Source organism: Levilactobacillus paucivorans (assembly GCF_001437125.1).
GTDB classification, from domain to species: domain Bacteria; phylum Bacillota; class Bacilli; order Lactobacillales; family Lactobacillaceae; genus Levilactobacillus; species Levilactobacillus paucivorans.
Map to the genome: position 1 here is coordinate 23,365 of NZ_JQCA01000038.1, position 24,956 is coordinate 48,320.

Below are 24,956 nucleotides of genomic sequence, written 5' to 3' on the forward strand. Positions count from 1 at the left end.
GCTTTATTTTAGCCACTAATTCGCCTAGTGCAACTAATTCTTGCTTATGGTAACAAGTTAGTCTTAAAACATTACCAAATAGCCAACGAATGAGGACTAATCCTATTTCACACAATAAACTGATTATTCTCATATAATATACCGAAACCCAACTCGCGGTCAATCAATAACTAAAAAAAAAGTTAATCATCACAACGGTGTTACCCCCTAATAATTAAACAAGGGGTAACTCGTTTTGATAACTAACTAATTTTATTTCCATATTAATTGTCTTATTTTTTGTCTGCTAGGCTTTCCGAAAGGTTCGATGTCCCAATAACACTAAGAGCCCTAGTACGATCTCAGCGGCACCAATGAAGATAATGACTCCCAGTCCGCTGTGTCCAACCGTTGTCACGGCAGTTTGAACGGCCGCTGTCATCCCAGCCAGCACGACGGGGAGCCCAAAGTAACCGGCAACACTCAAAACAATTGTCAGCACCCCACCAACCGTTAATCCGGGGCCGAGGCTACCAAGAACATGGTACACGCTAAAAGCGTAAATGGTGGTCACAATCAGCAACATCACCACGGCCACAATTGCCCAAAGATCAATCTGGCGGGCTCTGCGAATCTTGGTACCAGCCGCCATCATGGTGTCTGTCTGAACCGCCTGTTTCACTGTCTTCTGCGCCTGATTAGCCAATGACGTTTGCAGGGAATCGCTGGCGGTCACCCCCATCGCCTGGGCCTGAGCCGCAATTGCGGCCTTCAGATCGGCGTCATCAACGGTCGTCGCTGTCTCCCCATAAATCTCGGCAATTCCTTGTTCCAGATAGGGTTGAACCAAGCCTGACGTCACGGGATTCCCACTGATTCCCAGACTCAGGAGGTCGTTATTCAAATCATTGATAACCTTTTGGCCAGTGTTGTCTCGCGACACCACCCCTGCCGTATAGTTGGCATTGAACACGGTAAAACGTAGCCCAACTGTGATCGTCAGGAGCGTGATGAGAACAGCGACCCAGCGAGCCAACGCCGGTCGTCGCTGATAACCATTCTGATTGGGACTTGCTTGAGGCTGCGGATCTTCCGCCTCCCCTGAGTGATAGCGGGCCATTCGACTATTTGCACTCATCAGCATCCCCTCCATTCTTAATTTTTATTGATACCCATTGTAGCACACTCTACCTTTGCGCCTCATTAAACCCAATCACATCGTCAAGGGATCAAAAATACCGCCGTTCCAGTAGGCTCGACGGTATCTCATCTATTTCGTTGAGCTCCGTTTCATCAAGCCATAAGGTAGGATGACCGTATTCTCATCAACGTTTTCGTTATTCATTAACTTCGTCAGCAGACGCATGGCAACGGCCCCAATATCATAGAGGGGTTGGGTGATCGAACTCATCTTAGGCCGAACCAATTCCGTCAGCTTCGTGTCATTACTGGTAATGACTTCGAAATCTTCGGGAACGGAGACACCGGCATCGGTGAGGCCATTCATCACACCAGCTGCTAATTCGTCGTCGCCGACAAAGGCTGCCGTAGCACCGGCTGCGGCCAAGGCAGGTTCAAGTGATTGACCAGCCTTGTAAGTGTAATCCGTTTCAAAGACCAGTTTGTCATCATAAGAGATGCCAGCGTCCTTCAAGGCCTTCTTGTAGCCCTTCAAACGGTAGTCATGGTTGATGGCTTGATCCATTGAACCAGAAACAAAGGCAATCTTACGGTTTCCATGGTCGATCAGGCTCTTAACAGCCTCGGCGACAGCGGCAACGTAGTCAATGTTGACGCTAGGCTGGGTCTTCTGAGCATCGACGGAACCAGCTAAGACAACGGGTGCCTTAGAACGACGGAATTCTTCGCGAAGTTCATCGGTGACTTGGTTCCCCATGAAGATGATCCCATCGACTTGTTTAGCCATTAACGTGTTTAATACCTGAACCTCTTTACCGCCGTTTTCGTCGGAATTGGTCAGGATAATGTTATATTTGTACATCATGGCCACGTCATCAATCCCTCTAGCTAATGAAGAGAAGTAGATGTTCGTGACATCGGGGATAATGACCCCGACAGTCGTGGTTTTCTTACTTGCTAATCCTCGGGCGACGGCATTTGGCCGGTAATCCAGGCGATCGATGACTTCGAGCACCTTCTTACGGGTTGCGGGTTTGACGTTGGGATTCCCATTGACCACACGGGAAACGGTGGCCATCGACACGGATGCCTCCCGGGCCACGTCATAGATAGTTACAGTTTGTTTTTCCATTGTGATAGCCCTTTCTTTCTTGGTTTGATTTGTTTTCATTCGTTTTCAAGCAACTTGACTAGTATACAGAAACTCCGAGGTCGACGCAAGATTGAAAACGCTTTCGCATCAAAGAATACCTTATTTTCATGTAATTTTCAAGACAGATCCCTTCAGATTTACCAATTATTAGAATATTTGATGGTATAATTGAACCATTAATTTGAAAGGGTGATTTCATGACGAAACTCGAACAGATTCAGCAGTGGACAGCGGAACACCATGCTAGTATGACCTATTTAAGCAATCCCAAAACCATCCAGTACCTCACAGGCTTTGGGAGCGACCCCATCGAACGGGTCTTGGCCTTGGTCGTCTTCCCCGACCAAGACCCCTTTATCTTCGCCCCTGCACTGGAGGTCGAAGTGATTAAGGCTACCGGATGGGCTTATCCTGTCATCGGTTACCTTGACCATGAAAATCCTTGGGCGATGATTGGCGACCAAGTCAAAGCCCGCCACGTCAACCCAACTCAAATTGCCATCGAAAAGGGACAACTACCTGTTGCCCGGATGGAAGCCTTGGCTGCACAATTCAGCAACCCCCACTTTGATTTAGACCTGACGAGCTTCATCGAACACATGCGTCTGATCAAATCTGCCGAAGAAATCAAGAAACTTGAAATCGCTGGTAAGTGGGACGACTTCGCCTTCGAACATGGCTTTGCTGCCGTGAAGGCCGGCAAGACGGAACAATCCGCCGTGGCCGAATTACAATATGCCTTGATGAAGGAAGGTATCATGGAAATGTCCTTCGGAAGCCTGGTTCAAGCCGGTGCTCACGCCGCAGAACCCCATGGTGCCACCAACGCGACGAAATTCCAAAACAACGAACTCGTTCTCTTTGACCTAGGGACCGTTTACGATGGCTACATCTCCGACGCTTCCCGGACGGTGGCCCTCGGCACCCCTACCGCCAAGGAAAAGGAAATCTACGACGTCTGTCTCGATGCTCAACTGACGGCACAAGCCGCCGTTAAACCTGGCATGACCGCCGCCGAACTCGACAAAATTGCTCGTGACATCATTACCAAGGCCGGCTACGGCGAATACTTCATTCACCGTCTCGGTCATGGGATGGGGATGAGCGACCACGAATTCCCATCCATCATGGCAGGGAATGACCTGGTCCTCGAACCCGGCATGTGCTTCTCCATCGAACCCGGTATTTACATCCCTGGTGTCGCTGGGGTCCGGATTGAAGACTGTGTTCACGTCACTGAAGACGGGAGCCTGCCCTTCACCCACACTTCAAAAGAATTAACTTACGTTGGCTAAACTGAATTAGCCTAGACATGACAAAACCCCGACTTCGCAATCTGCGATGCCGGGGTTTCTTTTTGAATTTATTTATTCAGCGTCGGAATCCGTGGCATCCGTCTCCGGATTTTCGTCAGATTCGTCACTGTCGTCTTCGGCATCGTCGGGTGCCAAGTCAGGAACTTCAGCGCTACTCAAAACGATATCGTCCGCTGGATCGTCATCGGCGGTTGCGGCTGTTTGCCAAGCCGGTGCATCGTCCTTAGCTTCCAAGCGGTCGTTCAAGGCCTCCTTGAAGTCATCCGCAGCGTCAGCGGCGTAAAAGGCATAGTCGACTGCCCGATCCTTGAGAGCATTGTAACGATCCCGTGCAGCACCCTTGAGGGCCTCACGTTGTTCCAAGTCAAGCGCATGGTAAGCTGCATATGCGGCACCACCTAAAACTAACCCAGCTAATAACTTGTGTTTTGACATTCTAATGACTCCCTTTCTGTATCTTAATCCTTAGATTTATGATTTCTGTAGAGATCAAATGCCGTCTTACCCATCCGAGCAGCGAGTGACGTCTTGGCAGTCGTCTTCGCCGTCTCGCCGACACGTTCCGTCAGGTTACGGGTAGCCGTGTTCAGGTCAGAAACACTCTCGCCTAAGTCTGCAGCGGCCTGGAAGACCGGATCAATCGTGGCGACCTTCTGGTTGACATCCTCTAACAATTCATTCGCGTTGGCCATAATATTTTCAGCTTGATGACTGATGACGTCAATGTCTGACGTCATGGTCTTCACTGATTTATTAACTTCACCCAACGTTTTATTCATCTTTACTAAGAACATGCCAATGAAGAGGACCAGAATCAAAAACGCAATTGCTGCGATTAGGCCCGCTACTTGTCCACCGGTCATGACAACCCCTCCTTGTACTCAGTTACTTACCAATAGAATAGCATTCTCACCAGGCTGGTGCAATTAAAACCCCGAATTATCCCGGCTTTTCTCGCCGGATGCTGGGCGTCATTCGTAAAATCTGCTAAACTAAAACCAGCATTTAAATCTGAATTTAAGGGAGGCACGTTTCTTGACGGCCTTAATATCCACAACAGCCACGAGTTCCAAGGGGCTGCAACATTATCTAAATACCTTTAACTGGGAGGACCTCTGGCACCTAATCACCAGTCGCTTTCTGACCCTTCTCTTTCTGACTGTGCTCTTTTTCTTCGTCAACCTCGTCGGGAAGGCTATTCTTAAACGGAGCTTCAAGCGTTACCTGGACCCCAAACAAGGATCGAACAATCGACTCCAAACCATTAGCATGCTCTCCATGAATATCTTTCACTACACGATCTTGTTCTTCTGGCTGTATGCCATGCTCTCTACCCTGGGCGTTCCGGTTGGCACACTAATCGCTGGTGCTGGAATCTTCAGTTTGGCTTTAGGGCTCGGGGCCCAAGGCTTCGTGAGTGACCTAGTCACCGGGGTTTCTATCCTCATGGAACAACAGATCGATGTCGGCGAAACCGTCAAGATCGGGACGATTGAAGGCGTGGTCACGGCAATTGGTTTGCGAACAACTCAGGTGACGAGTGCCGATGGAACGATTAATTTCATTCCCAACCGGAACATCACCATTGTCTCCAACCGTTCACGAAACAACATGCGGGCCACGGTGAACATCCCCATTGCCCCCACGACACCCGTTGAGCAGTTACGCCCCATCATCGAACAGGTCAATCAAGAACTCCTACCAAAACATCCCGGCGTCATTGGGACACCCCTGCCAACCGGGGTGGTCACCTTACCTACTGGGGAGTTGGTCTATCAAGTCAGCCTCGTGTGCGAGAGTGGCACTCAATTCTCACTACAGGCTATCTTTCTCACAGCTTATCTCAAAGCGATTCGCCAGGCCGGGATCAAATTACCTGCCCATACGCCGACTCAAGTCTAACTAAATAGGATCTAATAAAGCCAGGACATCACCGTCCTGGCTTTTTCTTGTGTCTCTATGAATGGCTGTGTAACGGCGTTTTTGCCGTCAATTGCTTAGGGGTAACGTCGTAATTGACGTGTAAGTTATGCGCCAAATAATTAATTCGTTTTAACAGTTCTCGCCGGGTGATGATCCCTTGGAAAACCTGATGGTCATCGATCAACGGAATAAAGGGATCGTCCACCAAATAGTTCAAGATCGTTTCCAATTTTTTCGGATCATCGACCCAATGGCCAACCGGCGACATCGCATCCGCCACTTTATAATGACTGAGCTGGTCAACCGCGGCCCCGGGAACCTGCAAGAGCTTGTCGGTAATCGCCGCTAGGGAAATCATCCCCTGAAGGTGATCGTCGGCGGCCAACACCGGAATCCGGTTGTACCCCACCTTGGAGAGCACCATCAAGGCGTGTTCCAACGTATTGCTGGCCGTGACATTGGCAACCACGTCGGCGGGAATGACATAGCTTCTGGTATCCTTCAAAAGCATCTGCTCGACAGCAGTATCAATCATAAGCTAAAATCATCCTTTCTACGCGTTGCTGTGATCAAAGGTAAACTTGAGGTCGGCAATCGGCTGTGCCTGACGATCGACGTACTGCACCACCGTCTGAGTCGCCGTCACCGTGACCAGGGCGGCCGTGCCCCCTAAGTAACGATACTCCCCACGTGGCTGGCTAATACTGCCGGGATTCACGAACAACCGGCCGTCAACCTGTTCGGCTGCCAGTCGATGCGTGTGTCCATAAAAAATAATCGTTGCCTGCACCGCTTGAGCTCGCAGATCCAACTGCGTCAGGTCATAGTTAACGACGTCATGATGACCGTGAGTCAGCATGACCTGACGACCCGCGACTTCAGGCGTCAAAACTAGCGGAAATTTAGCATCGAAGTCCATGTTACCCCCAACCGCATAAGCGTCCTTAAACCACGGATCGCTGGCTGGCATCTCGGAATCCCCACAGTGAAAGATGACATCAGGTTTCAATTGGTCGCGCAGTGTCGACAAAATGGCCGTATCTCCGTGATTATCACTGACAACTAACCATCGACTCATTGCTAGGCCTCCCACCATTCATCAAACTTTGGTAACATCGCAGCGGTTGCCTTGGCACGATGACTGTGTTGGTTTTTCTTCGCCAATCCCATTTCGGCAAACGTCTGACCTTCACTCGGCACGTAGAATAAGGGATCGTAGCCAAAGCCATCGTGGCCTCGTGGGGCCGTCAAGATCACGCCACGAACCTCACCCGTGGCCACTAACTTCTTGCCATCAGGCTTAATCAGGACCAGTGAGGTATGGAAGGCCGCCGTCCGCTTCTCAGCAGGAACACCGGCTAAGTTTGCCAATAATTTAGCATTATTCTTCGCATCGTCATGGTCACCGGCATAGCGGGCAGAATAGATGCCCGGTTCGCCATTCAAGGCATCCACCATCAAGCCAGAATCATCGGCCAAAACAGGTAACTGAGTTTCTTGAGCCACCGAAGTCGCCTTGAGTTCGGCATTTTCAGTAAAGGTCTTGCCAGTCTCGTTGACTTGCTTCAAATCAGGGAAGTCGGCTAATGTTTTAACGGTCAATCCCTTAGGTTCGAAGATGGCCCGAAATTCCTGAGCCTTCCCCGGATTATTCGTCGCAACTACAATCGTGTTTGTCATTTGTCATTAACCTCCAAGGTTGTGGTAAGTTCGCTGAGTGGTAAGTGCATCGCCTGAACCGGTGTCTGGTCCAACCAGTGATTGGCTAAGTTGTTAAAGTCTGCTGCATTTCCAGTGGTGTAGTAAGTGGCTGATGACCCTGTCTTCGGATTAGCCAGGTTCCAGTAATCTAGGAGCGACGTGACCATGTTGGCCGTTGCGGTTCCCGGATCTACCAAGGTCACCTGGTCCCCCATGACCTCCTGAATAAGTGGCCGTAACAGAGGGAAATGCGTGCACCCCATAACCAAGGTGTCAATGTCTTGGTCCAGCAATGGCGCTAAATCAGTGGCCACTACTTGTTTGGCGTGGTCTGACGTCAGATCGTTGGCCTCTACCAAGGTCACCAAATCCTGACAGGCCACTGAAACCACCGTATTACGGTTATCCTTGGCCAAAATCGTTTGGCGATATTGGTCACTCTTCACGGTCCCGGTGGTCGCAATCACCCCGATCCGGTGGTTACGGGTGACCTGAGTTGCCGCCCGTGCTCCCGGAGCAATCACCCCAACAACGGGAATATCGAGTTCTTTTTGCATAGTGGTTAAAGCCGCTGCAGTAGCGGTATTACAGGCAATCACCAGCATCTTAATGTGTGCTTCTCGCTGTAGGAAACGGGCAATCTGCCGCGTAAACTTGGTAACCTCTGCAACCGTTCTCGGGCCGTATGGTAAACGCGCCTGATCCCCCAAAAACACCGTGTCTTCGGTGGGCAACAAGCGCTGTACTTTTTTAAGTACCGTTAAGCCGCCGACTCCTGAATCCATTAACCCAATTGGACTATTCTGCATGAATCAACGCTCCTTTGTCATTGCTTGAATCTATATTATCGCCTTTTTCTGAACCGGTTTCAAGCAACACCCCCACTAAAACTCAGATCCGAGGGATAAAAAAGCCTTAAATTTAGTTACAGTCCAGCGTTCCCTTTATTTTAAGGTATAATGAAATTAGAATCTAAACGGAAAAAGGAGTCAACCCTCGTGAAAAACCTCTACGAAACTGTCATGGGCGATGCCGCTGGTGCGCCCTATCTCCCCCAATTTATTCTTCGCGACGCCTTGTTACCAGAGCTCCTCGGTGATGATCAAGGTGCTATCGGCTACTGGGCTGGCAAATCATTGGCCCGAAAGTTCCCCGTTGGCAATCCCAACGACGCCGCGGTGTTCTTCGCCCAAGCAGGTTTTGGTACCTTGACCTTGGAGAAGCAGACCGCCCAGATGACGCGCTGGCAACTCGCTGGCGAACCTGTTCGGCTACGACTCAAGATGGGGGCCGAAGCTGACTTCACCCTTGAAGCTGGTTTTCTCGCCGAAATGATGTCGCAACAACTTGGGGTCGTCACCGAAGCCGAACTAACCGAAACGCCTCGAAAGTTACGCAACCAAGCTGTGTTCTTCGACGTCTACACCGATCCAGATGATCTCATCCCTGACTTTGATGCCCCAACACCACTGGATTTGGTCACGCCACCTGCGACCGAAGATCCTCAAGCTTAATTTTAAAATTTGAGTCAAAAAGAAAGATCACCACCGGTAAAAATCGGTGGTGATCTTTTTAGTTAGGCTTCGAGATATTGATCTAAAATCTTCTTTAATTGATCTTTGGAGTGGTAACCCACGATTGAGTCGACCACTTTGCCGTCCTTCTTAACCAATAAGGTTGGAATACTCATGATCCCAAAGGATTGTGGCGTGTTCGGGTTGGCATCAACATCCATCTTGTTAAAGGTGACGTTGTCCATTTCCTCAGCCAATTGTTCAACGACAGGTGATTGCATCCGACAAGGACCACACCAAGTTGCCCAAAAGTCTGTCAGCGTCACGCCGGTTGCCGTATCATTTTCGAAGGTTTTATCTGTTGTTTCCGTAACCATCGTATTGCCTCCCTTTTCGTCATGGCGGTCAGAAACGGCCGCTGGTCTTAACTTCAAGTCTCAGTCTAACAGACTGAGCCAAAATCACAACTAAATTGCTTACAACTAATTAGTGGGTTACTTGAAACGGACCACGGTTGATCCATCCCCACCCGCATTTGCCGGTGAGAACCCAAAGATCTTGATCCGATTGTTACGCCTCAGATACTCGGTAACGCCTTTACGTAAGGCCCCGGTACCTTTCCCGTGAATAATCGTAACCGATGGATAACCGGCTAACAAGGCCGAATCAATATAACGGTCGACCTCAGCCATGGCTTCTTCATAGCGGTGACCCCGCAGATCCAAGGTTGGTGACATGCCGTTAGACCCGGTCCGGCGAACCGTGGCTCGCGGCTGTTTGGCACTCTTGGCTGGGTCCTTGGCCTTCTCCATATCACGCGTGGCGATCTTCATCTTCAGGATACCCAACTGAACTTCCCAATTGTTATCATCGAGCTGTTCGACGAGGACCCCAACTTGACCGTAAGACTTCACCAGCACGCTGTCACCCTTATGGAAGTCCAACTTGGCCTTCTCACGACGTAACACCCGGTTCTTCTTGAGCTTAGTGTCCTGTTGGAGCGCGTTCAAGGCCCCCTGAGCGGCAATCAACTCGTCTTCCTTCACGACGCTCTGACCGGCCGCTAACTGCTTCTTACGGAGGTCCGCAATGATTTGGTTGGCTCGCTTGCGAGACTCATCAACCAACCGGTTGGCTTCTCGTTTTGCATCGGTCATGAGGTGATCCTTCTGTTGCTGATACTGTTCGAACTGTTGTTGTAACTGGCCGTGTAACTCGTCGGCGTCCTTCAACTCTTGGCTGAGTTGGGCCGCGTCGGCATCCACCCGGCGTTTCTGTTCGGTCAGGTCACTAATCATGGCGTTTAAGTCCTGACTATCCTGATCAGTTAAGTTCCGAGCCGCGGACACAATCTGTTCGGGCATGCCTAAACGGGCCGCAATGTCTAAGGCGTTACTCCGTCCAGGAATCCCAATCAGCAAGTGATACGTGGGCTGAAGCGTATTGCCATCAAATTCCATGCTGGCATTGATCGTTTCTGGCCGATTATACCCGTAGGCCTTCAGCTCTGGATAGTGGGTTGAAGCCATCACGTAACTCCCAAGGGCACCAATCTCATCGAGAATGGCAATCGCTAGGGCTGCCCCTTCTTGCGGATCGGTCCCGGCCCCTAATTCATCGACGACGATCAGGCTGCGTTCGTCGGCGTGCTTCAGAATGGCCACGATATTCTCCATATGACCGGAGAAGGTACTCAAGCTTTGTTCGATGGATTGTTCATCCCCGATATCGGCGAAGATGTCATCGAAGACCCCGATAACACTGTTTTCATTAGCCGGAATGAAGAGTCCTGATTGCCCCATCAACTGAACCAAGGCCAGCGTCTTTAAGGTAATCGTCTTCCCACCGGTATTAGGCCCCGTTACGATGATGGCCTTGTAATCCTTGCCAATCGCAATGTCATTGGCCACGACCTTGTGGGGATCGATCAAGGGATGCCGGGCCTGTCGCAAATCAACTTGATTGTCCAAAGACAGCTTGGGTTCCGTAGCCTTCATGTGATGTGCATATTTCGCCTTGGCATTGATGAAGTCGAAGTGCCCGAGAATTTCCGAGTTTCGTAGAATTTCATCCTGATAAGGATCCAGCAATGCTGTTAATTCGGCTAGAATTCGTTGTTCCTCATGCCGTTCGTCAATCTGATTCTGCCGTAACCGGTTGTTCAGACCCACGACAGCTTGTGGTTCGATGAACAGCGTCTGACCACTGGCACTCTGGTCGTGCACGATGCCACCGAAACGTTGCTTGTATTCGGCCCGCACCGGAATCACATACCGGTCATCACGAATCGTGACGATGGTCTCGCTGAGGTACTTGGCATCCTTGCCCCGCGTATACTGATCCATGGTGCTCCGGATAGCTGCCTCAGTCTGCGTGATGTGTTGACGAATCTGACGAAGAGCTGGCGAAGCCTCATCCGTGATGTGGCCATCCCCTTCTAGCGAGGTTCGGAGCCGTCGTGTCACTTCGGGCAACGTGACGAGTTCTTTAACCACCCGGTCCAAACGTTGTAGGTCGACTTCCTTTTCGGCTAAATCACGGAAGAACTTCACGACTGATCCGGTGGTCCACAGAACACGACTGATCTGGGCTAGTTCCAGGCCATTTAACGCCGCATCCATTGCCAATCGATGTAGGTGCGGTCGAATATCATCAAGCTTAGGCAACGGAATGCCGTTCTCCAAACGATAGATATCCGCCCCATCCTTAGATTCAGCGAGCCAGATCTGCAAGGTCTTGGCATCCGCCGTTGGTTGGAGCTGGCTTAATTCATGTTGACCGGCGGCAGAGACTAAATAACCCTGTAGTCCCTGCTTAATCCGATCGTATTCCATAATTTTTAAGGTTTTTTGATTCATAAGACGTTCCTTTCTCACGAACAGTCGGACATCACGCCGCGAGCCACCAGTGCACAAGGCGTTCTGATAACAGTGGCGTCTCTTTAACTATCCACTGTGCCACGGGTGAGGCCTGATAACTGTTCTGAAATGTCGTCATTGGTAATAGAATGAGTAAATTTAGCACTAAAAAGATCACCACATAACGTACTACCAGGTTAATGAGGCCACCGCCCAAGCCATTCACTTGGTGAATAACCGGCAGTTTTGTGGCCTTGTTACCGTCTCGATGATGCGATGAACAATGAAAAATCCTACCGTCAAAATGGCCGAGAAAGCCAGTCCATTCAGGAAAAAGGAACTGCTCTGACTCGCGGTTGCCACACTCGCCGAACTATCCAGTGAGAGATCTCCGACAAATTTTCCAATGCCAGCGGCTAGCGGCCGGGATAACAGCCGGGCCGCAATCCAGACTACAAAGTAACCAATGGTATTGAGAATTTGCCGTAACAATCCGCGACGGTATCCGCGGCGAAAACCCAGGACCAGTAGGATGATAATAATCAAACTCAGTACCAACTTAATTCCCCGTTTCCGTGGAATCCTCAGGTTTAGCGGTCCGTTCATCTGCCATCTTCAACTGATCCGAAACGGCATTGAAGGCCATTAAGATTGCGGCATCTTCCTTGCTCATCTTGGGTGAAAGAGTTTTTAATTGTTCGAACTGTTGGTTCAAAACCGTTGTGACTGCACGCATGTGTTCGTCAGTCGCTTGGCCCACAATCGTATAAGTTTTTCCAGCAATTGTGGCTTTAAACCGGTGTGTCTGTTCCGTCATATCGATATTCCCCCTGTTTTGCATAACGCTTTATTTTACCATTGATCCGGGGAACGTTGCACGCCTTTCACCCGCCAATAGGTCACCACTTCGCACCAAATAAAAAAGAGCGGAGGTCCTCCGCCCTTTTTGGATCTTAATGACTAGTTTTTCTTACCGGCATCGGGATTGATTTCCCCGTCGGAAAGGAAAGTGTTCAATACGGATTCAATCATATCCCATTCTTCGTCGGATTCGATTAATTGTAAATCTCCACCGGTTGGGTTGGCTGGATCGTCTTCGGCTGGTAAGGCATAAGCTTGGATGTCGACTTCTTCATCCTCGCTCTTACCAGACGGGTAAATCAAAATGTATGACTTACCGAAGTCATCGGATTCAAAGGTAAACAGGACATCGTATAACTCTTCGTTACCATTTTCGTCAACTAACGTGATTTGTTCTTGGTCTTCGTTCATGCGAAACCTCACTTTTCTCGGGTTAATTTACCGTGCCGATCTAAATAGTTCTGCAGGATTAACCCGGCTGCTAATTTATCAATTACTTTTTTTCGTTTGCGGCGAGACGTATCCGCTTGTTCCACTAACATACGCTCTGCTTCAACGGTTGTCAATCGTTCATCCTCGAAGTCAACTGGCAAATGGAAACGCTCAGTCAGCATCTCACCATAACGCTTGGATGCCTCGGCCCGAGGCCCTAAGGAATTGTTCATGTTCTTGGGCAGACCGACGACAAAACCGCCGACCTCATGCTCCTGAACTAATTCGGCTACGCGGTCGATACCAAAGATCTCCTCGTCCTCGTTAATCCGAATAATTTCAATTCCCTGGGCCGTCCAACCTAAGGCATCGCTAATGGCAATACCGACTGTACGTGATCCCACATCTAAACCCATTAACTTCATGATGGCTTCACCGGTCCATTCTGATTCAAATAGAACCGGACTAACTCTTCGATGATTTCATCGCGTTCATGCTTGCGAATGAGATTCCGCGCATCATTGATACGTGGAATGTACGCAGGATCGCCCGATAGTAGGTACCCGACAATCTGATTAATGGGATTGTATCCCTTTTCCTCAAGTGCCTGGTAAACCGTCACCAGGGTATCGTGCACGTCCTTCGGCTGGTTGGCGCCAAAATCAAAATACATCGTTTTGTCTAATGAACTCACTATGAAACACCCCCGTACTTCCTCACTTAGCCTCAATTTTACTCGATCAGCTGGCAAACTACAACGACCGCCACCTAATGTAATCTATTCGTAATACTGCTGTTACCAAGGGAGCCGCCCTAAATTTCGGACCGCTCCCCCGCGTCACATTTTAACTTAAATTGAGAAACTAATCTTGGTCAGCTAACCAGGTTTCGGCAGCGGTCATGGCATCTGGTAACCCGGCTGGGTTCTTACCACCGGCCTGAGCCAAGTTCGGTCGACCGCCCCCACCACCATTAATCTTAGGTGAGATGGCCTTGATCAAGTCGCCAGCCTTAACTTGCTTCTGTTTGTCAGCACTAACGGCCACAATCAGGTTAGCCTTGCCATTAACTTCAGCTCCCAATACTAACACATCGGAAAGGGCTTGGTCACGCCAAGTGTCAGCGAGGGCCCGCAATTGGTCCATCTTGGACACCTGAACGGTCCCACTGATCAGCTTGTAGTTACCGGCTTCAACCACGTGGTCAAAGACGGCACTGGCCTCTTGACTTGCCAGCTTGCCTTCTAAGGCCGCTTGCTTCTGTTCTAAGGCCTTCACTTGCGTTTGTAGGCTCTGGACCTTTTGTTCCACTTCAGTGTCCTGAGTGACCTTTAAATCGCCTGCTACGGCGTCTAAGATTTCACTCCGGCCTTGCAAGTAACGGTAAGCGGCTGCGGAGGTGACGGCTTCAATCCGTCGTACTCCGGCACCAACACCGGATTCGGAAGTAATCTTGAACAGACCAATTTCGTTTGTGTTCTTCACATGGTTCCCACCACAGAATTCAGTGACAAAGTCACCGGCACTGACGACCCGAACCACCTTACCGTATTTTTCACTGAAGAGGGCAATGGCACCCATCTTCTTAGCGGATTCAATGTCGGTTTCGACCGTCGTTACGGGAAGTTCAGCGAAGATCTTCTCATTGACGATGGCTTCGGCCTTAGCCAAGTCGGCAGGATCAACCTGACCGAAGTGGGTAAAGTCAAACCGTAAGTAGTCTCCTTCAACCAATGAACCAGCTTGTTGGGTATGTTCCCCAAAGACTTCACGTAAGGCTTTATCCAACAAGTGGGTTGCGGTATGGTTCTTTTCTACCTTGCTGTGGAAGACCGTATCAACCTTGAGTTGGTAAGTGGCACCCTTCTTCAAAGGTGCAACCACCGTCAACGTATGCAGGTTTTGTCCGTTAGGGGCATGTTGCACGTCGGCAACGTGCGCAACCACATGGCCAGCTTCATCCAAGATGTCACCCTTATCGGCAACTTGGCCACCCATTTCAGCATAGAACGGTGTCTTGTCGAACATGGCTTCGGCCGTGCCCGTCGTGGCTTCATCGGCCAGTTGGTCATCAACGACTAATTCCGTTAACTTGCTGGTCGTTGCTAATTGCGTGTAACCCACGTATTCGCTAGGCGTCGTCACGTTGATTAACAGGTCGTGTTGCAGGCCCATGGCCTTCTGCTTACCGCGCGCGTTGCGGGCCCGATCCTTTTGCTTCTGCATCTCGGCCTTGAAGCCGTCAACATCTACCGTGATCCCTTGATCATCAGCATATTCTTCGGTTAATTCAACCGGGAAGCCGTACGTATCGTAGAGTTTGAAGGCGTCGGGACCAGCAATTTGGTTGCCGCCCTGCTTCTTCAAATCAGCAATCAGGCTGTTCAACAGCGTCAATCCGCCATCCAACGTTTCCCCAAAGCGGTCTTCTTCAGAACGCACAACCTTGGCGATGTAGTCGCTTTGTTTGAGCACGTCTGGGTAGTAAGATTCCATGATCTTACCCACTACTGGCACTAATTGGTCCAAGAAGGCCCCTTGGATTCCCAGCTTTTGGCCGTTAACAATGGCCCGCCGAATCAGACGACGGATCACGTAACCGCGGCCTTCGTTTCCAGGCAAAGCCCCATCACCAATGGCAAAGGTAATCGCCCGGGCATGGTCAGCAATCACTTTAAAGGACACGTCGTCCTCGTGGTTAGCACCATACTTCTTGCCATCGCTAAGTTCAGCAGTCTTTTCGATAATTGGCAAGAACAAGTCGGTTTCGAAGTTGGTCTTGGCATTTTGGAAAATGGAAACGACCCGTTCGAGACCCATCCCCGTATCAATGTTCTTCCGGGGTAATGGCTTGTAAGTGCCATCTGGCTCATGGTTGAATTGTGAGAACACAATGTTCCACACTTCAAGGTAACGTTCATTTTCCCCACCAGGATAGTTTTCAGGATCGTCGTCGGCTAAATTGTTAAAGGATTCGCCACGATCATAGAAAATTTCGGAATCAGGACCCGAAGGACCTTCACCAATATCCCAGAAGTTGTCTTCTACGGCGATGATGTGGTCAGGAGCCACACCGGCAGCCTCCCAGTCAGCCTTGGCGTCGGTATCCTTAGGATAAACGGTCATGTACAGTTTATCTGGATCCCAGCCAAACCAATCAGGTGACGTCAGGAGTTCCCACGCCCAAGTGATCGCTTCTTTCTTGAAGTAATCCCCTACGGAGAAGTTCCCGAGCATTTCAAATAACGTGTGGTGACGGGCAGTCTTCCCCACGTTTTCAATATCATTGGTCCGGATACTCTTCTGTGAAGAGGTTAACCGGGGATTCTCTGGCACAACTTGGCCAGAGAAGTATTTCTTCATGGTCGCAACCCCAGAGTTGATCCATAACAACGAGGGATCATCCTTAGGAACCAGCGATGCACTGGGTTCGATCGTGTGACCCTTGGACTGGAAAAAGTCCAGGTACATCTGGCGAATTTGACTGCTACTTAGGTCTTTCATCTCTTAATACCTCCAAAAAAGTATAAAAAACACCGTTGCCCGTAAAGACGCCGAAGCGCGGTACCACTTTACTTGCAACGATGTTTTAATCGTTTACCTCTTAAACTCATAACGCTGAGTCGCGATGTTACTGAGGGAGCACCGACATCAGACCGAATCGTTTTTCACAACAACCAAAACGTTTCTGAAAGACGGTTAGACGCGGCATATCCTCAAAATTTTATTTAATTGTTGTCCATTTGAAATTATAGGTGGCCACCGCCGCCTTGTCAATCTTCGACAGTGAATATGTTGATCTCTGTCCAGCGCCTTCGGGCTGGTGAACATGGGCTGGAACGCTGAGGGCGGACGTCCAGAGCCAAAGTACGGTCTCTGGACTTGCCCTTAAGCCTCCAAAACCGAGTCTCAAGGGCACCAATTCTCTAAGCGGTAAACCGCTAAGAGAATTCCCACAGCTGAGCCCATGTTCACCACCCCTACGGCTGACATAGACCTCATTCAATCATAGTCTCGCGACAATCATACTGTCTCAAATGAATTAACTAACTTCCTTGCCTATCGGTCACCATCATACATAAAACAAAGTCTTCTCAAAAATTAGCCTAGCCGAAGGTAAGTCTCAATTAATTTATTGGTAACGATCTGACTCGCGCTTACGACGCTTCCGTTCGTTTCGGGCACTCTGACGGGCGGCAACCCGCTTTTCCTGGTCCTTACGACGATGAATTTCTTGCTTGATTTGGTGCTTGTAACCAGGCTTGATCTTCTTCTTCTTTTTCATCACATAACCAATCAGTGATGGATCCAGTTTTTGGGTACTCTTGCGCCGTTGGGTCCGTCGGTTCCGGTCATAGGAATCGACAATTTCGCCGTTACTAATCCGCTTAGGCTGGAACTTAATGCCCATCTTTTCAATTTCGGCAATCTTGGCTTCCTCATCAGGGGTGTACAGGGTGATGGCCGTTCCTGGCATTCCCTGACGACCGGTCCGACCAACTCGGTGAATGAAGAAATCAAGATCTTCTGGCACATCATCATTGATCACGTGGGAGACCCCATCGATATCAATTCCCCGGGCAGCCAGGTCGGTTGCGACAACGAATTGATACTGGAGGTTCTTCACTTCACGCATGACCCGCTTCCGTTCACGAGGCTTGATACCCCCATGAATCATAGCAACCTTCAAGCCCTGTGCCTTCAGGAAGTCATGGATCTGTTCAACACGATCCTTGGTATTGGCAAAAATCAACACCAGGTAGGGTTCACCCATCGTGATCAATTGGTAAATCAATTGATTCCGATTTTGACCCTTGGTTGAAATTAACCAGTTGTCGATCGTCGATGAGATCACCGTAGCCGTTGGAATTTCTTCGATAACGGGGTGATTCATGTACTTCTTCAAGAATGGATCGAGTCGTTGTGGGATCGTTGCGGAGAACACCATCATTTGCAGGTGACTCGGCATACGACTGGCAATCTTATCAACTTGGTCCAAGAACCCAAGGTCCAGCGTCATATCGGCTTCATCAACGATAAATTGACGCGTAGTGTGGACATCTAAGGCCTTTGATTGGATTAAATCCTGGACCCGACCGGGAGTCCCGATCACAAGTTGTGGTTGATAATGGTGTAATTTGTTCACTTGACGCTGCTTGTCAGTTCCCCCGACGTAGTTCCCAATCCGAATTTCAAATGGGGCTTCGGCAGCCAGTTGTTCAGCAGCGGCGTGAATTTGGTAGGCCAGTTCCCGACTAGGCGTGGTGATCACGGCCTGAACCTGGTTTTCTGACGTTAATTGATTAAAAATTGGCAGTAAAAAGGTATGGGTCTTACCACTCCCAGTTTGGGATTGGCCAACCACATCTTTCCCCGAGGCAATCACGGGGATTAACTTAGCTTGCACCGGTGTTGGTTCGGTGAAGCCAATCTTTTGCAAGGCCGTCATTAAGTACGGCTGCAAGTTGAATTGCTTAAAATTTGCGGTCATTCATTTTCTCCTTTATCGTTAGCCACTAACTCATCGAGCTCGTGGATAACCTGGTCGATCTCGGCTTGGTCCTTGGCCGAAGCCCCACTGGCTAGCGCGTGTCCGCCACCGCCATGAGCCTTCGCCAATCCATTGATGGATGGGCCCTTAGACCGTAACCGAATCCGGTACGTATGGTCTTTTGATTCTACAAAGATGGCCCAAGCAACCACCGTCGTGATCTTACCCGGTAGCGGCACCACCGCGGACGTTGAGTCTCCGGTACCCAGACCGAAGGGTTCCACCACTTCGTCACTGAGCTTCAGGTAAGCCGCCCCGCTGGGCAAGATCGTCAGGTTCTGATAAACATAAGCCGATAGTTTGGCCACGGCCGGTGACACTTCATCTTCAGCCTGGTTGACCGTCGTTGCGGAGAAGTCATAGGTCATGAGCTTCCCAGCAACCGCCATCGTGTTCGCCGAAGTGGCGGGATACATAAAGCGTCCCGTATCCCCAACAATGCCGGCATACAGTAGTCGTGCGGCATCGTCTGGCATCACCAGATCGGTTTGGTTTACGGCAAACCAGTCATAAATAATTTCAGACGTGCTGGATGCCTGGTCTAAAACCCACTGGAGATCCCCGAAAGCATCTTCATTAGGATGATGATCAATTTTAATCACCTTAGCCCCAGTCTGCCAGCGTTCGTCGTCAACTCGTGGTTGATTGGCGGTATCCACGACAATAACCAACGCATCCTGATAGACATCATCACTCACGTCCTGGTCAGCTTGCCCCATCCAGTCAAATCCTGGGTAGTGTTTGCCCACCGCGTAGATGGCCTTCTCCGGAAAACTAGCACGGAGAATGTCCCGTAAAGCCAGCTGAGCCCCGATACAATCGGGATCTGGTCGCTGATGACGGTGAATAATAATTGTTTTGAATTTTTTAATTTGTTCTAAGATGGCAGCTTCAATAGCCATAAATGTTCACCCATTCTCTATCCGATTTGTCGACCTAGTCGCGTCGATACCGCGTTTCAGTATACAAGTTTTACGGGGTAATATCAAAGGAAGTCGATCATTTTACCGGGTGATCGCCAAATAAAGGCAGCGTGATGTTTTCAAATGCCAGTGGCGCCAGTCCCGTTAACGTGATGCCTAGGAGGCGAACCTCCTCATCAGATCGGGCTACTTCATGGTAAATTTCCAAGGCCAAGTCATAGTAAAGGTCGGCATCGTTCGCAATAAAATCAGCCTGCGTCACCCGCCGCGTCACCGTATTGAATTCACTATCCCGTAATTTTAACACAAGGGTCTTGCCATGGCGTTGTTTCTGCCGCATGGCTTCAGCCACCAGATTGGCCAAGTACTGCAACTGAGCTTCTACTTCCCCCATTGTCGTTAGAGGTGGGCCATAGGTACGTTCCTTCCCAATGGACTTACGCTCTCGTTGATACTCGACTGGCCGGTCATCAATCCCGCGTACCCGTTGGTAGAGGATATAACCGAATTTGCCAAAATCGTGAATCAAACTGAGTTGACTGCGTTGGTAAAGATCGGACCCGTTACGAATGCCGAGATCGTGCATCTTGGGCACCGTCTTCTTCCCCACTCCGCGAAACCGTTCGATCGGCAGGGCCATCAGAAAGTCATGGGCTTCTTCGGGCATGATGACACTGACCCCCACTGGCTTGCGAAAGTCCGAGGCCTCTTTAGCCAGAAACTTACTGTAAGAAATCCCGGTCGAACAGGTCAAATGGGTCTGATCAAAGATTTCCGTCTGAATGGCGTGGGCCACCTGAACCGCCGAGTGCAGGTGATGCTTGTTCTCAGTCACATCGAGGTAGGCTTCATCGAAGGCCACCGTTTCAATCTTATCGGTGTATTCATGGAAAATGGCGTGAATCTGGTCCGACACCTGGCGATACAACGGAAAGTTGGGCGTCTGAAAGATTGCCTTAGGACTCAGCTTAAGGGCCTCGCTGGCACTCATGGCGGAGTGCACCCCGGCCTGACGGGCCACATAGTTAGCGGTCGCCACCACGCCCCGGCCGCCAGTCTTGCGGGGATCCTGGGCAATGATCAACGGATGCCCTTTGAATTCGGGATGATCCCGCTCTTCAATCGAGGCATAGAAGGCATCCATGTCGACGTGGATGATCTTGCGTTGCTTCTGTTGATCGGTCAGTTCCATTCGAATTCCCTCCTCCCGTAGACTGGTGCTTCCTGTCGTCATTAATACTTAAATTATATCCAAACGTACGTTTGCCGGCAACGAAAATGTTTGCAATCAGATGGGATTTTTGGCGAAAAAAAACGACCTCCACCTAAAGGGGTCGTTCAATAAGCTTATTCAGCGTCGCTGTCGGAGTCAGACGTTTCAACATCGTCCTTCTTGGCTTCAGCATCAGTTGATTCTGCTGGCGTTTCTTCGGCTTCTTTTTCTGCGGGTGCTGCAACGGCTTGTGGGCCTTGAGCAGATACGGCAGAAATGGCACGAAGATCAAACGTCAAGAAGATCCCGTCACAATCAAGCGTAGCGGTCTTGTCGGTGTCGTTGATTTCATCAATAACCCCATGCAAACGGCCGATGGTAACCACGTGGTCACCCTTCTTTAATTGGCTCATCATTTCGCGGTGCTTCTTTTGTTGCTTTTGTTGTGGACGTACCATGATAAAGTACATCAAAACTAAGAATACAACTAAAATTGCAATGGTTGGTAACGAACTGCCCTTAGCAGCAGCAACTGTTAAATTTCCAAACACACTCATTCACTCCTTCATTTCATCTCTATTGAACAACTCTACCAGAATCAAGGGATTCCGTCCAGTTATTTCTAAAAGAACCAGCAAACACCTAATACCGCCATTTAGTTAGTCGTGATGCGGCATTTCAATTCCGAGATGTTCATAGCCGGCGGCGGTGACGACTCGCCCGCGAGCCGTTCGTTTCAGATAACCACGTTGTAAGAGATAGGGCTCATACATGGCTGCCACGGTCTCCGTCTCCTCACCCACATTGGCTGCCAACGTGCCGAGACCCACTGGGCCCCCGTCGTAGTAGTCAATCATGGTACGCAGTAACTTGATATCCGTGCGGTCTAACCCCGCCGAATCCACGCGAAGCAGGTTCAAGGCGTGGTCCACAATTGCCACATCAATCGTCGAGTGGTCGGGCGACACCTCGGCAAAATCACGAATCCGTTTCAACAAGCGGTTCGCAATCCGCGGCGTGCCTCGGGACCGCAAAGCAATCTCGTGCGCCCCCTCAGTCGCAATCGTGGTATTAAAGATGGCCGCTGAACGCTGAACAATCTCCTGGAGATCTTCCGTGCGGTAGTAAGCCATGTGTTCCACAATTCCGAAGCGATCTCGCAGTGGCGCCGACAAAAGACCGGCCCGTGTCGTTGCCCCAATTAAGGTAAACGGCGGCAGTGGGAAATGCACCGGATGAGCAGTTGGTCCCTGGCCAACCACGATGTCGATATAGAAGTCTTCCATTGCCGAGTACAACATTTCCTCGACAATCTTGGGCAACCGGTGAATTTCATCAATAAAGAGAATGTCACCGGGTTGGAGTTCATTTAACAAGGCCACCAGATCGCCGGGTTTCTCGATTGCCGGGCCACTGGTCGTCCGAATCTGCACACCCATCTCGTTGGCAATCACCATTGCCATGGTGGTCTTCCCCAGTCCAGGAGGCCCATACAACAGGACGTGGTCCAATGACTCTTCCCGCTGTTTAGCGGCCTGAATATAGACCCGGAGCTCGTGCTTAATCGGATCCTGACCGATGTATTGTTGCAGGGTCTGGGGACGGAGAGATTTTTCAATCGAATCTTCCCCCTCGTCGGCGGGTTCCGGTGAGACTAGTCGTTCGTCATCATCAGCCATGTTTGTGGCCTCCTTTCAAGTTTATTTGGTCAGTAGGCGTAAGCCCTCACTAAGATAATCGTTGGTATTGGTTGCGGCAAATTGTTTGAGTTTGGGCGTAATCTTCTTGACTGCCGCGGCGCGATAGCCCAACGCATCCAGGGCCGCTAAGGCGTCGCTAAGCTCTGGACTGACACTGCCATCCCCTGCCACTTCTGGCGTAAAGAGGTCTTGACTCGCTGGCGAAGCCAGGTCGTCGAGTTTGCCTTGCAAGTCCAAAACAATCTGTCCCGCTGTCTTCTTCCCCACGCCAGGAAACTTCGTGAGAAAGCTGACATCGTTGGTCCGAATCGCTTGCATCAAGCCTTGGTGGTCGGGATTAGCCAAGATGGCTAAGGCACTCTTCGGTCCGATACCATTAACATTAATTAATTTCAAAAATAGTTGTTTTTCATCATAATCGGCGAACCCGTACAGCGTCTGAGCCGAATCGCTCACCGCCTGGTAAACATAAACCGTCACGGGGGTGGTCCCCACCTGATAACGGTATGGGTTGGCGGTATTGACCAGGTAGCCAACACCATTCACGTCAATAACCACGTGAGTCGGGGTTACCGCCGTAATGGTGCCATGAAGGTATTCATACATGAGGCGTCTCTTCTCCTTTAGGAAACATATGTTTGCTTCTCAAATTGTACCACATTGCCGGCAACTTCGGCAGAGTTATTCACCCCAGTCGTCACCACTGTGATGCGGATCTTGGATTCGCTTGAAGAGGCGTTGGAGGTCCTGGTCCGTAAAGTGAACCAGAACCGGCCGGCCATGGGGACAATTGAAGGGATTCTCAGCAGTTGCCAACTTGACTAATAAGGCTCGGGCCTGCTGATCGTCGAGATGGTGGTTGGCCTTGATGGCCCGTTTACAACTCATCATGATGGCTGTCTTCTCGCGGAAGGCCGCCACTGAGATCTTCCCATCCTTTAAGACCCAGTCGACCATTTCCTTAATCGTATCTTCCTCTTGCCCGGCCTTGAACCAGGTTGGGTGTTCATGGACGATGAAACTATTCGGTCCAAACGATTCCAGCCGGATACCGACACTGGCTAAGGTTTCCAAATGGGCGTTAAGATCCAAAATGTCAGTCGTCGGATAATCCAATACAATCGGGACGAGTAACCGTTGTTCGTCGTCACTAACCTCACCGATCGCCTGACGGTAGTACTCGTAGTTGACCCGTTCCTGAGCGGCATGTTGGTCGATCAGGTACAGTCCCTCATCAGCCTCCGCCAATAGATAGGTCCCATGAACCTGCCCCAGGTACCGCAACTTAGGAAAGCGTGGCACATTAGGATCGGGTTCCGGCGCAGTCAACGGTTGACTCGCCACGGATTGTTCCGCTGAACGACTATTACCCAGTGGTGCTGCCGGTTGTTCCTGTCGATATTTCTCATCAAAAGCCTTCAGATCCGGTGATGCGAAGTCAGAACGCTGGTGAACCACCACCGGTTCGACGGGCACCTCTTCCGGCGTCTGCAGGGGTTGTGGCCCCTTGTCCGCCGGCGTTGACACCTTTGATTGTGCCGTCTGACTTGGCGGCGTTGGCTCAGCCCGTTCCACTGGTGTCGCGGCGGACTCTAACGGATACTTCGTTGAGGCATCATTTAAGGCCATAATCAGTTGGTCTGTGTGATCGTCCTCCCGTTTCTTCTGGGGCAGTTCCCCATAGGCATCCGGAATCAGATTCTCCCGTGAGAGCCGATCGAAAACGGTCGTTTGAATCAGTTGCATTAACTCCGGTTCCTGGCTGATCCGAACCTCCTGTTTCGTAGGGTGAACGTTCACGTCCACTAATAGCGGGTCCATCGTAATGGTCAGAACGGCAATTGGATAGCGCCCCACCATTAGCTTAGAGCCGTACCCGGCAATGAGGGCCTTGCTCAACTGGAAGTTATGAATGAACCGCCCGTTGAGCAGGATCGAAATGTATTGCCGACTAGCCCGGGTCAATTCCGGTAGGCTGACGTAACCCGCCACCTTGAAGTCCGGATTGCCACCCTTGATCGCCACCATCTTGCGGGCACTCTGCACGCCATAGATCCCGGCAATCACCTGCTGGAGATCGCCACGACCCGCGGTTCTCGTGAGCTCTCGACCGTTATGCACCAGCGAAAAGGCAATCTCGGGATAGCTCAGCGCCAACCGATTCACAATATCCGTAATCCGGGCCAGCTCGGTGGCCGGTGACTTGAGGTATTTTAGCCGTGCCGGGACATTGCCAAAGAGATCTTTGACGGTAACCGTCGTCCCCTTGCGAGCCGCGGCGGCACGGTGTTCCTGAATAATGCCGCCCACATTGTGAATCATGGTCCCAACCCCACCGGTTGAGGTGGTTAGGGTCACATCGGCGACAGACGCAATACTAGGCAAAGCTTCGCCTCGGAACCCCAGAGACTTGATACGAAAGAGGTCTCGCCGATCGGTAATCTTACTGGTGGCGTGGCGTTTGAAGGCCATCTCGGTATCTTCATCCGCAATACCATCCCCATCATCGACGACGCTAATGCGCTGTAACCCGGCCTCTTCCACCGTGATATCAATCTGCGTACTGTGCGCATCCACGGCATTTTCTACCAATTCTTTAACCACGGATGCTGGTCGTTCAACCACTTCACCCGCCGCAATCTGATCGGCCAATACCGAAGCCAGTTCATGAATCTTAGCCATTAGCGTTCCTT

At 50.4% G+C, this 24,956-nt stretch carries 27 protein-coding genes; 3 read left to right on the top strand and 24 right to left on the bottom strand.

Annotated elements, in window-relative coordinates; translation table 11 throughout:
- Nucleotides 1–286 precede the first annotated feature (286 nt).
- Both IV54_RS03610 and ccpA read right to left on the bottom strand, forming a co-directional pair.
- Entirely contained in the window at nucleotides 287–1,117 is an 831-nt protein-coding gene (locus IV54_RS03610) for a hypothetical protein (RefSeq protein ID WP_057878037.1), read from the bottom strand.
- A gap of 132 nt (nucleotides 1,118–1,249) precedes the next feature.
- Complete coding sequence (gene ccpA, locus IV54_RS03615) at nucleotides 1,250–2,251, bottom strand: catabolite control protein A (RefSeq protein WP_057878038.1); 1,002 nt, start codon at nucleotides 2,249–2,251, stop codon at nucleotides 1,250–1,252.
- A 218-nt stretch (nucleotides 2,252–2,469) separates the two neighbouring features.
- Here ccpA and IV54_RS03620 point away from each other — a divergent pair, with 218 nt between their 5' ends.
- A complete protein-coding gene (locus IV54_RS03620) occupies nucleotides 2,470–3,567 on the top strand; it encodes a M24 family metallopeptidase (RefSeq protein ID WP_057878039.1) in 1,098 nt (365 codons plus the stop codon).
- 72 nt (nucleotides 3,568–3,639) lie between these two features.
- Here IV54_RS03620 and IV54_RS03625 read toward each other — a convergent pair whose 3' ends face one another.
- Nucleotides 3,640–4,023 carry a hypothetical protein gene (locus tag IV54_RS03625; protein ID WP_057878040.1) on the bottom strand — a complete coding sequence of 128 codons (384 nt, stop codon included), beginning with the start codon at nucleotides 4,021–4,023 and terminating at the stop codon, nucleotides 3,640–3,642.
- Between the two features lie 23 nt (nucleotides 4,024–4,046).
- Nucleotides 4,047–4,451 carry a DUF948 domain-containing protein gene (locus IV54_RS03630; protein ID WP_057878041.1) on the bottom strand — a complete coding sequence of 135 codons (405 nt, stop codon included), beginning with the start codon at nucleotides 4,449–4,451 and terminating at the stop codon, nucleotides 4,047–4,049.
- A gap of 172 nt (nucleotides 4,452–4,623) precedes the next feature.
- Here IV54_RS03630 and IV54_RS03635 point away from each other — a divergent pair, with 172 nt between their 5' ends.
- Nucleotides 4,624–5,490, top strand: a complete 867-nt coding sequence (locus IV54_RS03635; protein ID WP_057878042.1) for a mechanosensitive ion channel family protein — start codon at nucleotides 4,624–4,626, stop codon at nucleotides 5,488–5,490.
- A 55-nt stretch (nucleotides 5,491–5,545) separates the two neighbouring features.
- Here the strand turns inward: IV54_RS03635 and cbpB are convergent, their stop codons facing one another.
- Genes cbpB through racE form a run of 4 tightly spaced genes read right to left on the bottom strand, consistent with a single transcriptional unit; the run spans nucleotide 5,546 to nucleotide 8,021 of the window.
- Nucleotides 5,546–6,046, bottom strand: coding sequence for a cyclic-di-AMP-binding protein CbpB (gene cbpB, locus IV54_RS03640; protein ID WP_057878043.1), 501 nt, complete (start codon nucleotides 6,044–6,046; stop codon nucleotides 5,546–5,548).
- A gap of 18 nt (nucleotides 6,047–6,064) precedes the next feature.
- Nucleotides 6,065–6,589, bottom strand: coding sequence for a YfcE family phosphodiesterase (locus IV54_RS03645; protein WP_057878044.1), 525 nt, complete (start codon nucleotides 6,587–6,589; stop codon nucleotides 6,065–6,067).
- A 2-nt stretch (nucleotides 6,590–6,591) separates the two neighbouring features.
- A complete protein-coding gene (locus IV54_RS03650) occupies nucleotides 6,592–7,191 on the bottom strand; it encodes an XTP/dITP diphosphatase (RefSeq protein WP_057878045.1) in 600 nt (199 codons plus the stop codon).
- Nucleotides 7,188–8,021, bottom strand: coding sequence for a glutamate racemase (racE, locus tag IV54_RS03655; RefSeq protein WP_057878046.1), 834 nt, complete (start codon nucleotides 8,019–8,021; stop codon nucleotides 7,188–7,190). The genes IV54_RS03650 and racE overlap by 4 nt, the downstream gene beginning before the upstream one ends.
- A gap of 189 nt (nucleotides 8,022–8,210) precedes the next feature.
- On the opposite strand from racE, the gene IV54_RS03660 reads away from it, so the two are divergent.
- Nucleotides 8,211–8,726 (top strand): YslB family protein, encoded by a 516-nt coding sequence (locus IV54_RS03660; RefSeq protein WP_057878047.1) that lies wholly within the window; start codon nucleotides 8,211–8,213, stop codon nucleotides 8,724–8,726.
- Nucleotides 8,727–8,788: 62 nt separating this feature from the next.
- Here the strand turns inward: IV54_RS03660 and trxA are convergent, their stop codons facing one another.
- The 16 genes from trxA to mutL all read right to left on the bottom strand — a co-directional run bounded on the left by trxA (nucleotide 8,789) and on the right by mutL (nucleotide 24,945).
- The gene (gene trxA, locus IV54_RS03665) at nucleotides 8,789–9,103 is read right to left on the bottom strand and encodes a thioredoxin (RefSeq protein ID WP_057878048.1); all 315 of its coding nucleotides are present in this window, start codon (nucleotides 9,101–9,103) and stop codon (nucleotides 8,789–8,791) included.
- Nucleotides 9,104–9,220: 117 nt separating this feature from the next.
- Complete coding sequence (locus IV54_RS03670) at nucleotides 9,221–11,584, bottom strand: endonuclease MutS2 (RefSeq protein ID WP_057878049.1); 2,364 nt, start codon at nucleotides 11,582–11,584, stop codon at nucleotides 9,221–9,223.
- A gap of 31 nt (nucleotides 11,585–11,615) precedes the next feature.
- Nucleotides 11,616–11,810: a hypothetical protein gene (locus tag IV54_RS12170; protein ID WP_272947288.1), complete on the bottom strand. Its 195-nt coding sequence runs from the start codon at nucleotides 11,808–11,810 to the stop codon at nucleotides 11,616–11,618.
- A complete protein-coding gene (locus IV54_RS12175) occupies nucleotides 11,807–12,142 on the bottom strand; it encodes a CvpA family protein (protein ID WP_272947289.1) in 336 nt (111 codons plus the stop codon). The genes IV54_RS12170 and IV54_RS12175 overlap by 4 nt, the downstream gene beginning before the upstream one ends.
- Nucleotide 12,143: 1 nt before the next feature.
- Nucleotides 12,144–12,401 (bottom strand): cell division protein ZapA, encoded by a 258-nt coding sequence (locus tag IV54_RS03680; RefSeq protein WP_057878050.1) that lies wholly within the window; start codon nucleotides 12,399–12,401, stop codon nucleotides 12,144–12,146.
- Between the two features lie 143 nt (nucleotides 12,402–12,544).
- A complete protein-coding gene (locus IV54_RS03685; protein WP_057878051.1) occupies nucleotides 12,545–12,856 on the bottom strand; it encodes a DUF1292 domain-containing protein in 312 nt (103 codons plus the stop codon).
- 8 nt (nucleotides 12,857–12,864) lie between these two features.
- On the bottom strand, nucleotides 12,865–13,305 hold the full coding sequence (gene ruvX, locus IV54_RS03690) for a Holliday junction resolvase RuvX (protein ID WP_191980406.1): 441 nt from the start codon (nucleotides 13,303–13,305) through the stop codon (nucleotides 12,865–12,867).
- Nucleotides 13,299–13,571 (bottom strand): IreB family regulatory phosphoprotein, encoded by a 273-nt coding sequence (locus tag IV54_RS03695; protein ID WP_024746979.1) that lies wholly within the window; start codon nucleotides 13,569–13,571, stop codon nucleotides 13,299–13,301. The genes ruvX and IV54_RS03695 overlap by 7 nt, the downstream gene beginning before the upstream one ends.
- A gap of 169 nt (nucleotides 13,572–13,740) precedes the next feature.
- Nucleotides 13,741–16,380, bottom strand: coding sequence for an alanine--tRNA ligase (gene alaS, locus IV54_RS03700; RefSeq protein WP_057878053.1), 2,640 nt, complete (start codon nucleotides 16,378–16,380; stop codon nucleotides 13,741–13,743).
- A 628-nt stretch (nucleotides 16,381–17,008) separates the two neighbouring features.
- Nucleotides 17,009–18,367 (bottom strand): DEAD/DEAH box helicase, encoded by a 1,359-nt coding sequence (locus IV54_RS03705; protein WP_057878054.1) that lies wholly within the window; start codon nucleotides 18,365–18,367, stop codon nucleotides 17,009–17,011.
- Complete coding sequence (locus IV54_RS03710; protein WP_057878055.1) at nucleotides 18,364–19,329, bottom strand: DHH family phosphoesterase; 966 nt, start codon at nucleotides 19,327–19,329, stop codon at nucleotides 18,364–18,366. The genes IV54_RS03705 and IV54_RS03710 overlap by 4 nt, the downstream gene beginning before the upstream one ends.
- A 97-nt stretch (nucleotides 19,330–19,426) precedes the next feature.
- Nucleotides 19,427–20,542, bottom strand: a complete 1,116-nt coding sequence (gene dinB / locus IV54_RS03715) for a DNA polymerase IV (protein WP_057878056.1) — start codon at nucleotides 20,540–20,542, stop codon at nucleotides 19,427–19,429.
- A gap of 155 nt (nucleotides 20,543–20,697) precedes the next feature.
- Complete coding sequence (gene yajC, locus IV54_RS03720) at nucleotides 20,698–21,114, bottom strand: preprotein translocase subunit YajC (protein WP_272947290.1); 417 nt, start codon at nucleotides 21,112–21,114, stop codon at nucleotides 20,698–20,700.
- A gap of 108 nt (nucleotides 21,115–21,222) precedes the next feature.
- Nucleotides 21,223–22,242, bottom strand: a complete 1,020-nt coding sequence (gene ruvB / locus IV54_RS03725; protein WP_057878057.1) for a Holliday junction branch migration DNA helicase RuvB — start codon at nucleotides 22,240–22,242, stop codon at nucleotides 21,223–21,225.
- Between the two features lie 21 nt (nucleotides 22,243–22,263).
- Entirely contained in the window at nucleotides 22,264–22,869 is a 606-nt protein-coding gene (ruvA, locus tag IV54_RS03730) for a Holliday junction branch migration protein RuvA (protein WP_057878058.1), read from the bottom strand.
- A 75-nt stretch (nucleotides 22,870–22,944) separates the two neighbouring features.
- Nucleotides 22,945–24,945 (bottom strand): DNA mismatch repair endonuclease MutL, encoded by a 2,001-nt coding sequence (mutL, locus tag IV54_RS03735; protein ID WP_057878059.1) that lies wholly within the window; start codon nucleotides 24,943–24,945, stop codon nucleotides 22,945–22,947.
- Nucleotides 24,946–24,956 lie beyond the last annotated feature (11 nt).

Coding starts and splice junctions, on each gene's coding strand:
- alaS (WP_057878053.1), bottom strand. CDS start 16,380: ATGAAAGACCTAAGTAGCAGTCAAATTCGCCAGATGTACCTGGACTTT.
- IV54_RS03710 (WP_057878055.1), bottom strand. CDS start 19,329: ATGGCTATTGAAGCTGCCATCTTAGAACAAATTAAAAAATTCAAAACA.
- IV54_RS03610 (WP_057878037.1), bottom strand. CDS start 1,117: ATGAGTGCAAATAGTCGAATGGCCCGCTATCACTCAGGGGAGGCGGAA.
- IV54_RS03625 (WP_057878040.1), bottom strand. CDS start 4,023: ATGTCAAAACACAAGTTATTAGCTGGGTTAGTTTTAGGTGGTGCCGCA.
- IV54_RS03620 (WP_057878039.1), top strand. CDS start 2,470: ATGACGAAACTCGAACAGATTCAGCAGTGGACAGCGGAACACCATGCT.
- IV54_RS03670 (WP_057878049.1), bottom strand. CDS start 11,584: ATGAATCAAAAAACCTTAAAAATTATGGAATACGATCGGATTAAGCAG.
- IV54_RS03705 (WP_057878054.1), bottom strand. CDS start 18,367: ATGACCGCAAATTTTAAGCAATTCAACTTGCAGCCGTACTTAATGACG.
- ruvB (WP_057878057.1), bottom strand. CDS start 22,242: ATGGCTGATGATGACGAACGACTAGTCTCACCGGAACCCGCCGACGAG.
- ruvA (WP_057878058.1), bottom strand. CDS start 22,869: ATGTATGAATACCTTCATGGCACCATTACGGCGGTAACCCCGACTCAC.
- IV54_RS03630 (WP_057878041.1), bottom strand. CDS start 4,451: ATGACCGGTGGACAAGTAGCGGGCCTAATCGCAGCAATTGCGTTTTTG.
- IV54_RS03685 (WP_057878051.1), bottom strand. CDS start 12,856: ATGAACGAAGACCAAGAACAAATCACGTTAGTTGACGAAAATGGTAAC.
- IV54_RS03645 (WP_057878044.1), bottom strand. CDS start 6,589: ATGAGTCGATGGTTAGTTGTCAGTGATAATCACGGAGATACGGCCATT.
- IV54_RS03680 (WP_057878050.1), bottom strand. CDS start 12,401: ATGACGGAACAGACACACCGGTTTAAAGCCACAATTGCTGGAAAAACT.
- cbpB (WP_057878043.1), bottom strand. CDS start 6,046: ATGATTGATACTGCTGTCGAGCAGATGCTTTTGAAGGATACCAGAAGC.
- IV54_RS03650 (WP_057878045.1), bottom strand. CDS start 7,191: ATGACAAACACGATTGTAGTTGCGACGAATAATCCGGGGAAGGCTCAG.
- dinB (WP_057878056.1), bottom strand. CDS start 20,542: ATGGAACTGACCGATCAACAGAAGCAACGCAAGATCATCCACGTCGAC.
- trxA (WP_057878048.1), bottom strand. CDS start 9,103: ATGGTTACGGAAACAACAGATAAAACCTTCGAAAATGATACGGCAACC.
- mutL (WP_057878059.1), bottom strand. CDS start 24,945: ATGGCTAAGATTCATGAACTGGCTTCGGTATTGGCCGATCAGATTGCG.
- racE (WP_057878046.1), bottom strand. CDS start 8,021: ATGCAGAATAGTCCAATTGGGTTAATGGATTCAGGAGTCGGCGGCTTA.
- ccpA (WP_057878038.1), bottom strand. CDS start 2,251: ATGGAAAAACAAACTGTAACTATCTATGACGTGGCCCGGGAGGCATCC.